Source organism: uncultured Chloroflexus sp. (assembly GCF_937951745.1).
In the GTDB taxonomy this organism is placed as follows: domain Bacteria; phylum Chloroflexota; class Chloroflexia; order Chloroflexales; family Chloroflexaceae; genus Chloroflexus.
The window spans coordinates 1-11,096 of record NZ_CALFBQ010000077.1; the positions used below are offsets into that span (position 1 = coordinate 1).

Genomic DNA, 11,096 nt, shown 5'->3' on the forward strand with positions numbered 1-11,096 from the left:
CGGTACGTTAAAATCAACCCGCACCAGCGCACGTTTACCGGCCCAATCCACATCGCGGATGGTCTTCTTATTCATGCGCGTTCCTCCTTATTCGCGGTGTAACGGCACAACGTCATTGTAACACAGCACCTACTTCCCAATACAGAATCGGCTAAAGATCACATCGAGCAGATCTTCGCCCACCGTCTCGCCGGTGATTTCACCGAGTGCGTTGGCTGCACCGGTGAGATCAGCCGCCAGCAGATCGAGCGCTGGATCAGCCATCAGGGTCTCTTGAGCGGCACGTAAATATTCGGCTGCGCGGCGCAGAGCCGCACGATGGCGAGGGTTGCTAACCAGATGGGTCGTACCGCTGGCCGGTAGCGTACCACCGAGGAGCGTGGTAGCAATCGTCTTCGCCAGCGTATCGATTCCGTGGCCATAGCGTGCCGAACACGCCACTACTGCCACACAACGCGGATGCGCCGGCGCTGGCGGTGGCGCGCTAGTCGGATCATCGCACTTGTTCCAAACGATAATGGTAGACCGTTCGGCAGTGACTGACAGCATCGCCGCGTCTTCGGCAGTAAACGGTTGCTGGGCATCAAACACTAACAATACCAGATCAGCGCTAGCCAGCGCCGATCGCGCTCGCTCAACCCCAATCTGTTCTACCGGATCATCGCTGACCCGCATGCCGGCAGTGTCGATCAAGACTACCGGTACGCCGGCCAGATTGGCCGTCTCTTCGAGTGTGTCGCGGGTAGTGCCGGGGATCGGCGTCACGATCGCCCGCTCGACCCGCAACAAGGCGTTGAGCAAACTCGATTTGCCGACATTGGGCCGGCCTACTAACGCCACGCGCGCGCCGTTGCGGATCACCATCCCCTGATCAGCCCCGGCCAACAACCGCTCCACCGTCGCTAACGCTTGCGCCACCGGCTCAGCCACCGTCTGCGGCTCGATCCCCTCTTCCGGGAAGTCGATCAGCGCAGTGATGTAGGCCAGCGGTTCAAGCAAGGCGGCCCGCGCTGCCCGCACTTCCCGCGCCAACCATCCGCCGAGTTGAGCTTGCGCCACCGCCAACCCCGCGCTCGTCTGCGCCCGGATCACATCGAGCGTGGCTTCAGCTTGGCTCAGATCGATCCGCCCGTTCAAAAAAGCGCGCATGGTAAATTCGCCGGGATTGGCCAATCGCGCGCCGGCAGCCAATGCCGCCTCAAGCGTAAGCTGTACTGGCAACGCACCACCGTGGCACGAGATTTCAACCACGTCTTCGCGGGTAAAACTGTGCGGCGCGGCCATGAAGGTCAGCAACGCTTCATCAATGACCGCCCCATCAGGCCCGATCACATGCCCATAGCGTACCCGATGGCTGCGCAACCGGCCCGCGCGCGCCGGACGGAAGATTTTCAGTGCAATCGATTGAGCATCCGGCCCACTTAGTCGTATAATACCAATACCCCCCTCACCGGGAGGGGTTGCAATCGCTGCAATCGTGTCACTCATCGAGGTTCCGTGCGTCTGCTGGCTACACTCTTCCGCTTGATCACCCTCTACAATACGCTCGCCAATCTTGCCGGATTACGCGGTCTGAGCTGGAGCGAACGGCTTGCCATCCCGTTGGCGGCGCTGAGTTGGCATCTACCGGCAGCAGGCTGGCCCGTCACTATCGCGCTCTTGATCCCCGCGCTCATCATCCAGCTTGGTTTAGCCACCTTGCGCCGACGCGATCTCAATCCACGCCGGCAGCTCCAGCCGGGAAGTTATTCCGATCGCTACATTAGCCGGCTCGATCTCCCCGCTCGCCACGGCCCGGTGCCGGTGTTGCACATTGTCCCCCGTGGCAGCGCAACGGCAGCGGTACTGGTAACACACGGCTCAGGCTGCGATAAAACCTTTTACGCATGGCGACTCGTTGATGCCTTGGTTGCACGCGGGCTAGCGGTGTTACTGATCGACCTTGACGGCCACGGCGAGAGTCCGCGTCCGCAATCGTTTCCGCAGATGGTTGATAGCGTCACCGATCCGTTGGAATGGCTGCAACAGCGTTACCAACAGATCGGTGCGCTCGGAATGAGTTTAGGCGGTGCAGTGTTGGCCCGCGCTATTGCCAATGGTGCGCCGGTGGATGCGCTCGCGCTGTGGGAAGTGCCACCACGACTGCGACTAACTGCGCGTGAATACCGGCAGGTGCAGATTCGAGAGGCGCTGGCCATTATTCAACCGCGTATGCTCCATCTGTTCCGCGATGGCGCCATTGACCACGTGATCAAGGCGTGGCAGACGAGCGGCATTCGGGCTACAATTGGCACGTGGGATCTCTTTGATGCGCTTGACGTGCCGAGGAGTCTTCGCATGCTGGCGCATCGTCAACCGCCCTTACCTACGCTGATGGTCTATGCTGGCCGCGACGCTATCGTCCCGCCAGCAGCAGCCGCCGAAATCGCTGCGCTGGCTGCCGATTGGGCTGAATATCACCTTCTGCCGTTTGCCAGCCATATCTCGCTGCCAATCGATCTTGCGTGTATCACCCTGACCGCCGATTGGCTCCGCCGGCAGCTCACCGCTGCTGCGGCGTCAAAATCGCATCAATCAAACCATACTCTAACGCCTGCGACGCGGTCATATAAAAATCACGGCTAAAATCGGCTTCCAACCGCTCGACCGGCTGGCCAGAGTGTTTGGCCATAATCTCGCGCAGCAACCGTTGCAACCGCAACATCTCCTCAACCGCAATTTGCACATCCGGCGCATACCCCTCTGCGCCGCCGCCAGCCGGATGCGAATGGATCGTCGCGTGCGGCAAGGCAAACCGCTTCCCCTTCGCCCCGGCGCAAAGCAGTACTGTCGCCATGCTCGCCGCCCGGCCCACGCACACCGTACAGATGTCAGGCGTCACGAGCTGCATGGTGTCGTAGATCGCCAACCCCGCCCGGATAACGCCACCCGGACTATTGATATACATCCAGATATCACGCTCAGGGTCTTGCTGCTGCAACACCAACAACTGTGCCACCACCGACGAGGCCAACTCATCATCAATCGGCTCGCCAATAATAATCACTCGTTCTTTTAGCAAGCGGGAAAAAATATCCCAACTCCGCTCTCCCCGGCTGGTGCGCTCTACAATAGTTGGCACCGGAATGGAAGGCATATCATCCTCTTTCTGATTGATCAACCAGCAAACAACTGCCGGTCATCGTCTTTGACTGTCGCTTCACTATCACTGCTCGCTGCGCAATCTCGTAAGGCTGCCGATAGTGTGATGGCGCTACCGGCACAACTGCAATCGAGACACTCAGCAATGCACAACGGTATGGACGACCTTGCCGGTCGTGACCGAATATATAGCCTCGCTCGCGATCCTCTGCTGCATAAAAGTAGGGGATCGTCGCGTCAAAGCGCTTGATCATTTCTTGACCAAGGCGTTGCGCACGTTCCAACGTCGTTACTAACACAAAATCATCACCGCCGAGATGGCCAAGAAAATCGTCCGCTTCGCCATACCAATGCACGATGTCAGCCAAAAGCCGGGCCGTATGCACAATCACCGCATCGCCCTTAAAAAATCCGTAGTGATCATTATACTCTTTAAAATGGTCGAGAGCGATATACGCCACCGCAAACGGTTGCTGCTGCACCAGCCGTTCGTGAATGACTCGTTCAATCACGATATTACCGGGCAACCGTGATAGCGGATTCACGCTGCTATCCCGCTCACTCCGGCGCAAAATCGAACGGATCCGCGCCGCTAATTCCGCTGCACTGCACGGTTTCACGATATAGTCATCGGCGCCTAATTGCAAACTCCGCACCTTTTCATCCAGTGCGCTGACCGCAGACAGCAACACCACCGGCGCCAACCGCGTCGCCGGCGTAGCGCGCAGGGTATGTAATATCTGCAAACCATCGCCATCAGGCAACAACCGATCGAGCATGACAAGATCGAAATGCTGCGTAGTCGCCAATTGCACCGCTGTCGCACTATCCGCTGCCGTCACGACCACAAACCCGGCATCGGTCAATTGTTGGCCAAGCGCAACCCGAATCTCCGCTTCATCATCAACCAAGAGAATCCGTGGCATCCCCCGCTCATACTGATGCGCGGTCAACAAGCGCTGCACTTGATTAAGCAGCGGTTGGCTCAGATCGAGTAGCGGTACGGTGCCGCCAACCAATGGGTGGTGGCTCGCCACCGCCGCCGCAACCTCGCGCGTTTCCGGATCGGTACGGGCAATCTGGACACAGGTAGGCGGATCAATGTCCGTGATTTCCTCAGCTATCACCAGCAAGCGAGGCCGACGGCGACGGGCAAGATCAAGGCCAGCGGCCCCAGTCGTTACGCGCTGCACATCTAAGCCCGCTTCAGCCAACGTCTGCGCAAGCCCATCAAGCATCGCCCCACCCACCAGCACTGCCAATTCCGGGCCGATTGAAATGACTGGCGCCGACACTGACTGTGCCGGCATCGCCGGCTGATACGCTTCAATTGGTACCCGCGCAACGATCATATCGCCTTCCATCTGCAACCGGCCCGTTAAGAGTTGGCTAAACTGGCGCAAGCGGGCTGTCGATCGCTGCAACGAGCCGATCAAGTTGCGTAATCGCTGATCATCACTTTGCCCATAGTGATGCGCCAGCAAGTCTACTGCGCTCTGTAACGCCGTGAGTGGTGATGCAAGCTGATGGATAAACTTTTCCACTTCTGACGGAGCCTTATTCATCATCATCCTTACGTGTCTGCATAACGGATGTCAACGTGGCGATAAGACGCTCAGCCGTAACCGGTTTCTCGAGAAAACCGCACGCGCCAAGATTGAATGCTTGCGCCGACGCATCAGGCCCCAAGTCGTTGGCGGTCAAAATCACAACCGGGATCGTCGCTGTATCCGGCTGCGCCCGTAACCGCTGCAACACCTCCAAACCGTCCATACCGGACATACGTAGATCAAGCAAAACTGCATGCGGTCGCGAATGCTGCGCTAACTCTAGCGCTTCAATCCCATCACTGGCCGCTAACACCCGCATGCGGTGCCGCTGCAAAATACGCATCAACACCGTCCGCACATTCGGATCATCATCAACTACCAGCACCAGCGGCTGCGGTTCGGCAAGCTGGCGGCGAATTTCGGCAATAACGTCTTCAACCGGGCTATCAAACGACAAGACACTGGTATTACGCAGGCGGCTCGACACTGGCACCTGACTGATCACGATCATCGGCACAATCCGGTAAAGCGGAACTGCGCGGATTTGACTGATTCGATCATCGAGATTGCCAGAGTCGATTAAGACCAGACATGCCGGCTGGCGCGCTGGTGTAGCGACATTAATGTCATCCGCCTGTATCTGGATCACGTGCCAGTCGGGATCGGCTTCTAACGCAGCGCGTAGTTTGGCGACCCACGGATGAGCACCGTCGGCAACGATAATCAGCGGGAGTTGACTTGCAACCGGTTGCGGCTGCACTTTCGCCACCGGCACTGTAAAACTGAACGTACTTCCCCGGCCAAGATCACTATCAACCCAAATCTTGCCACCGTGTAGTTCAACTAACTCCTTCGAGATAGCCAACCCCAGTCCAGAACCGCTTTTTTCGCGATTGATCGATTGGTCGAGTTGGTGAAACTTTTGAAACAATCGCATCTGATCGGCACGGGCAATGCCGGGCCCCCAATCGCGCACGCTAAAGCGCACGACGTTCTGCTCGTGGGTGGCGCTCAACAGCACCTGCTGTCCTTTCGGTGAAAACTTGATCGCGTTCGACAACAAGTTGATCACTACCTGCACAATACGATCGCGATCGACTTCCACCAATGGTAAATTGGACGGCACGTTCAGCGAAATGGTCACGCCATACTGGCGCGCGAACGCTCGCAGTTCCTCCACGGCGCTCCGGCCGATCTCGATCGGTGCAATCGGCTTCGGCTGCAACCGCAACCGTCCCTGCTCGATCTTCGCAATATCAAGCATATCATTCACCAGCCGAATGAGCCGTTCAGTATTTGCCAGCGACACTTGCAGCATTGAGCGTACCGGCGCGGCGAGATCAGGAGCAAGCCCGGGCTTGCCCCGCGCAGCATCACCTAACACCAGTTGCAGTGCCCCCTGAATACTGCTGAGTGGCGTCCGCAGTTCATGCGATACGGTTGAGACAAAATCGTCCTTCAGGCGCTCAACTTCACGCTCGCGCGTCACATCGCGGAAGATCAAGATTCGTCCTAAATACTGCTCACGCCGATTAATCACCGGCGCTGAAAAGCAGTGCAACCGGCGCGCCTCTGGCCAAATCACCTGAAACTCTTCACTAGCGCGGTCGGTTTCTGAACCTAGTAGTTGCCCCAACCAGAATGTCAAGCGGGTACTATTGGCAAAAACCCGGCCAAAAATAAGTAACAGGTCATTGTACGACCGGCCCTTAAGATCATGCTCGGCCACACCAAAGAAATAGCAGGCTCGCCGATTGACCATCACAACTCGGCGCTGAAGGTCAATCATAATAATGCCATCGTTGGTCGTTTCCACCACTGCCTGTGCCCGATCAAGCTCGATCCGCAAATGCTCAAAGAGCCGGGTATGCTCAATCACCGCGCCAATTTGCCGCGCCCATAGGCGCAGCCACTGCACCTGCCGTTCGCTGAAACGATTGCTTGGCCACGGCGCTAACTGCACAACACCAGCCTGCCATCCACCGACGACGATCGTCAGTGAAAGTACACCGGTAATAGCATACGAACGCAGAAATGCGTGTAATGTCCCGGGTACCGGTGATTGAGAATAATCTATTGGCAGATAAGCGATTTCCTCGTCTGACTCGAGCAATGACGCGGCCAACGTTTGCATCTGCTGACCAAGCTCGTGTTGCCATAGCTGGTGAAGTACGGTTGCAAAAGCCGGCAACGATGCACTAGTCGTCACCGTCTTTAACTCAAGCCGGCTTGCTTCATCATTGTAGAGATAGAGCGCACCGGCTGCGGCGCCAACGGCGCTCACTAGTTGCTCTAGCGCGACCCCAATCAGTTGATCGGGGGTATGGGTGTAGAGTAAGGCGAGATCGACGAAAGCATCCGTCGGCAGCGGTTCGGCTTTATGCAGACCGTCGGCATAATCAAACCGTGTCTGAGCATAAATGGCATCATCGGCTAGAAATTGCAACACGCCGACGTATTCATGAGCAACGAGTGCATTCCATCCACAGATGCACAGACCCTGCAACGTGCCGTGGGACACGAGGGGCAAGAAAACAATCTGCGTTGGCGGCTGTTCAGGCCAGATCGCATGGGTCAATGCCAAGGCCAGCGGTGTTGATTGTCGATCAGGTGTAAAGAGCAGCGGTTGCCGCAACAACCGCAAATCATGCATCAAGTAGTGTGGAATACTAATCTGTTGCGGAGCCACACTTGCGACTGGATCGGTCTGATCGTCAAACCGCTGCAATTGATCGCTTTCAGGCTCAAGTCGATAGATCAACGCCACCTTCGCCATAGCAAGGCTGCGTGCGCCATCAAGCAATACCTGCCATACGACCTCACGCGACGGGGCGCGATACATCTGCCGGCACAGGATGGCTAGAAGGGCTGATCGATCAGGTAATTCCACGACCATGTACACCTGTTCACGTGAACACCGATGCTTAGCCTAGCGTATGGCAGCATGCGATTATCAACACTCGCCAGCGAGCACTGATTGAACTTTCTCCACCAGTGCAAACACATTAAATGGTTTTTCAACCCAACCGCGCACTGAAGATGGCAAGTGTTGCGGCAAATCCCGCACTCTGGGGCTAGCCGTGAGCAAGACGATCGGTATCTGGCGCCAAACCGGATGGTACTGTAACCGCTGACACAGCTCTAATCCATCCATCTGCAGCATCATGACATCGATCAACAAGAGATCAAAGGTCTGACATGCAAGTTGCTCCAACGCTTCAAAACCATTATTCGCGATAACGACGGTATAATTTGCGTCTTCGAGCGCTATGCGCGTGATCAGTTGCAGATCGATCTCATCTTCGGCCAGTAGAATTTTCGCACTCATGTTCTTCCATTAACAAGATTTGGCGCGCGACCTCTTCAATCGCAATCCGCTGCTTCCGGTAAAAATCTGACTCGCTCATAGCAAGGCGATGAGCGACATCACGCACCGTCTGCCGGCGCAAAAATCGCCCTTCTAACAGATTGTACAATAGCCACTCCTGCGCCGAAGGATCGATCTGATCATCGGGTCGCAAATTCGCGATCGCTTGCCGCAATACGGCCTGCAAAGCCTTGGTCGGGCTACCGCCTTGCTCGGCAAGTACCCGCCGCACACTACGCAAGCCAAGCAATGGGCTGTCTGCCAGCTTTGGCCCGCCCCAAAATTGCGTTAATGCCTCTTTGACCAGTTGCGGAAAATCGGGATGGAGCACGATGTCATCCTCGATCGTGCTTAAGGTACTCGGTGTCGCTTGCTCTAAGCGTGAACTGAGTTGTTGCAACGACTGCATCTCTGGCGCTAACCCACGCAGCGCATCAAAAATTTGCCGCTGCATCTGCGCCGTTGTCAGCGCCAACTCGATTTGATGAGCCAACCCGGTTACCATGCGTCGCATCTCGGTCGACATCCCACCGTTGCGTTGCAATTGTTCGGGTGTAGCCTCAAGCCCGATCGCACCTAGGAAGACACCATCGGGACTACGCAACGGCAATAAACAAAATGACCCGATCACCACAAACGATCCGCTATCCAGACTAGCGCTGGCATCATAAGGCATCGCATCAAGCTGCGGTATCAGGTTGGCAATTGGATGTTCGGTCACAAACCGGCGCACTTCACGGCGCGATCCCCATAAGGCTTTGACGCTAAATCCATCTTCTCCCGGCGCGATCACAAAGCCTGTTTTCACTCCCAAGGGGTTACAGATTGCGACTAATGAGTTTTCGAGTAACGCCCGCAGATCGGCTCGGGTAAACATATTGCGCGGCAAGTTGCGCAAATAGTCGATCTCAGAATGATCTTGGCGATAGATCAGAGCGTCAAGGTATGGTTTGGCCTGCGTCACAAAGATCGGCATTAAGACTGTCATCACCATCACCCCAAAGGTGATGAGCGTCTCCTGTGGTAAGCCAAGTTGCTGGGCAATGACCGGCACCGCCTGAATAAACAGGATCGTAGCTATGCCGACGAAGGGGCCATATAACCACCACCGGACAAAATCTTGCTTGATTAGCCGCTCAGGGATGAGCATGCCCTGAAACGCCACAGAATACGTCATGACCGTGACCATCACAATCACGATGACGCTAGCAATTGCCTGTAACGCTAGTATTAGGCTGATTGGCGCAGCGCTAGGGGAGGCAATGAGTAAAAACGGGAAGACGCCAATCCCGGGCGCGGCAAATGTCGCGCTCAGATAACTCAACCGCCGGCGCTGCGATGGCGTTAATGCCAAGCGACGCACGGTTAGGATGGCGATCAGCGCAGTTGTCGCTGCCACAACAAAGAAGACGACGTAAAACCAAAACAATGGCCCGGCTTGAAATTGGGCGACAGGGCCGCTTGGCATCCCAGTGTGAATCACCAAATTTGTGCCAAGCGCAACCAGAAGAAAGATGATAATACTGCCTAGATATGCTAAATACACGCTGCGCCGCCAGCGTTGGGCGAGAGTGTTAGCATTGCCAAACGCTAACAAGGCATTCGCAAAGTGAATATAACCCGCCGGAACCAATACAATGCCCAACCATTGCGCCCTGCCCAGAAATTCAACCGTTTCCAGACGTTGCGCGCGGGCCAGCAACAAATCGCCGCTGTAGGCGATGATGACTCCAGCTAACAAGACACCAAGCGCGCGCACAATATCGCTACGCCAGTTTTGCAGCACAATGTAGGCCAATAATGAAAAGCTGACAATCAATACTGCCGCAAACAGTACTTCGTTGATTCGTTCAAGTAGTGTGACCATATCGGTATGCGTCGCAGTTCATGCAACTACCACAAAGTACCAGTTTCTATTGCAACAATCATGACCTGCATAGAATAAACGAGGTGGTATCAGGTTACGCACTCGCATCTTTAATATTGAAGGTAAAGACGTTGCACAGCAACGTCTCTTCTCCAAACAATGACATCGCTCTTCACCCACCTCGCGCTGCGGCAATAGTCGCTAGGTTGCGATCAGTTTTCGGCGACAAACCGTTTGGCTCACTAAGCGACTTTGTTTGCCGGCCACGATGATTGATCTGAATTATACCATGGTAGGTAGCAAGGGATTCATTTTTACCAAAATTATGTCAATAAAATATTAGAGGCCCAGTGTGCTATAATCGAAGTGCAGAGTAAGGCGTAGATCCGAGTAGGAAACCATGCGACAGCTTCCCAATCTGCTGGGCCTTTTCCGTATCATTGCGACGCCGATTCTGGCAGGGCTGGTGCTAGTTGCAACGCCAACCGCCTATCTTAGTGCGGCGTTCTTGCTGTTGTTGATGGCGTTGAGTGATATGGCCGATGGCCGGCTGGCTCGCCATCTGAAGGTGGTGTCACCCCTTGGCATCTTTATCGATACGATTAGCGACAAGATCTTCGTTGCTGGCGTCCTTATACCTATGATTGAGGTTGGGCTGCTGCCGTCATGGGTTGCCCTCACGATCATTGTTCGGGAATTTGTCGTCTCTGGGCTCCGTTCATTCGCCGCTGCCGAAGGGGTTGTCATTTCGGCTCGTCGCTTTGGTAAGCAGAAGCTCGTGATTACGGTCGTGGCGCTGATCTGGCGACTCCTTGCTGCCCACGCTGAAACCGGCGGCTTCCTCGGACTACTCGCCGGTGGCTTGCTCATCCCGCTCCTCAACCTCTGGCCCATCCCAATGGCGCTTGCCCTTATCTGGACGATTGGCTCCGGGATTGAATATCTCTGGCAAGCGTGGCCGCTGCTGCGCCGTGGGTGGTCACCTCGACCTTCAGAACGATAGCGTATTCGTCAAGATATGTTGCCCGCTAAACACTCTCACCCCCGCCGGTATACCGGCGGGGGTGAGGGTAAGATTGGTAGCGGCGGCAGGATTCGAACCTGCGACCTTCGGGTTATGAGCCCGACGAGCTGCCACTGCTCCACGCCGCGTCAGAGCAATGGGGGAACT

8 protein-coding genes and 1 tRNA gene are annotated in these 11,096 nt (G+C 55.9%); 2 read left to right on the forward strand and 7 right to left on the reverse strand.

Annotated elements, in window-relative coordinates:
- Window positions 1–129: 129 nt before the first annotated feature.
- Window positions 130–1,488: a tRNA uridine-5-carboxymethylaminomethyl(34) synthesis GTPase MnmE gene (gene mnmE, locus Q1A59_RS16490; RefSeq protein ID WP_298407399.1), complete on the reverse strand. Its 1,359-nt coding sequence runs from the start codon at window positions 1,486–1,488 to the stop codon at window positions 130–132.
- A 9-nt stretch (window positions 1,489–1,497) separates the two neighbouring features.
- Here mnmE and Q1A59_RS16495 point away from each other — a divergent pair, with 9 nt between their 5' ends.
- Window positions 1,498–2,625 (forward strand): alpha/beta hydrolase, encoded by a 1,128-nt coding sequence (locus Q1A59_RS16495; RefSeq protein WP_298407401.1) that lies wholly within the window; start codon window positions 1,498–1,500, stop codon window positions 2,623–2,625.
- Here the strand turns inward: Q1A59_RS16495 and Q1A59_RS16500 are convergent.
- The 5 genes from Q1A59_RS16500 to Q1A59_RS16520 all read right to left on the reverse strand — a co-directional run bounded on the left by Q1A59_RS16500 (window position 2,543) and on the right by Q1A59_RS16520 (window position 9,925).
- Window positions 2,543–3,136: an ATP-dependent Clp protease proteolytic subunit gene (locus tag Q1A59_RS16500; RefSeq protein WP_298490621.1), complete on the reverse strand. Its 594-nt coding sequence runs from the start codon at window positions 3,134–3,136 to the stop codon at window positions 2,543–2,545. The two genes, Q1A59_RS16495 and Q1A59_RS16500, sit on opposite strands and share 83 nt — an antisense overlap.
- A gap of 1 nt (window position 3,137) precedes the next feature.
- Window positions 3,138–4,706: a response regulator gene (locus Q1A59_RS16505; protein WP_299645254.1), complete on the reverse strand. Its 1,569-nt coding sequence runs from the start codon at window positions 4,704–4,706 to the stop codon at window positions 3,138–3,140.
- The gene (locus tag Q1A59_RS16510; RefSeq protein WP_299645255.1) at window positions 4,699–7,581 is read right to left on the reverse strand and encodes an ATP-binding protein; all 2,883 of its coding nucleotides are present in this window, start codon (window positions 7,579–7,581) and stop codon (window positions 4,699–4,701) included. The genes Q1A59_RS16505 and Q1A59_RS16510 overlap by 8 nt, the downstream gene beginning before the upstream one ends.
- Before the next feature lie 63 nt (window positions 7,582–7,644).
- Window positions 7,645–8,019, reverse strand: a complete 375-nt coding sequence (locus Q1A59_RS16515; RefSeq protein WP_299645256.1) for a response regulator — start codon at window positions 8,017–8,019, stop codon at window positions 7,645–7,647.
- Window positions 7,988–9,925: a histidine kinase N-terminal 7TM domain-containing protein gene (locus Q1A59_RS16520; protein ID WP_299645257.1), complete on the reverse strand. Its 1,938-nt coding sequence runs from the start codon at window positions 9,923–9,925 to the stop codon at window positions 7,988–7,990. The genes Q1A59_RS16515 and Q1A59_RS16520 overlap by 32 nt, the downstream gene beginning before the upstream one ends.
- A 400-nt stretch (window positions 9,926–10,325) precedes the next feature.
- On the opposite strand from Q1A59_RS16520, the gene pgsA reads away from it, so the two are divergent.
- Window positions 10,326–10,928: a CDP-diacylglycerol--glycerol-3-phosphate 3-phosphatidyltransferase gene (pgsA, locus tag Q1A59_RS16525; protein ID WP_298407414.1), complete on the forward strand. Its 603-nt coding sequence runs from the start codon at window positions 10,326–10,328 to the stop codon at window positions 10,926–10,928.
- A gap of 74 nt (window positions 10,929–11,002) precedes the next feature.
- On the opposite strand, the gene Q1A59_RS16530 is transcribed toward pgsA, so the two are convergent.
- A tRNA-Met gene (locus tag Q1A59_RS16530) sits at window positions 11,003–11,077 on the reverse strand.
- Window positions 11,078–11,096 lie beyond the last annotated feature (19 nt).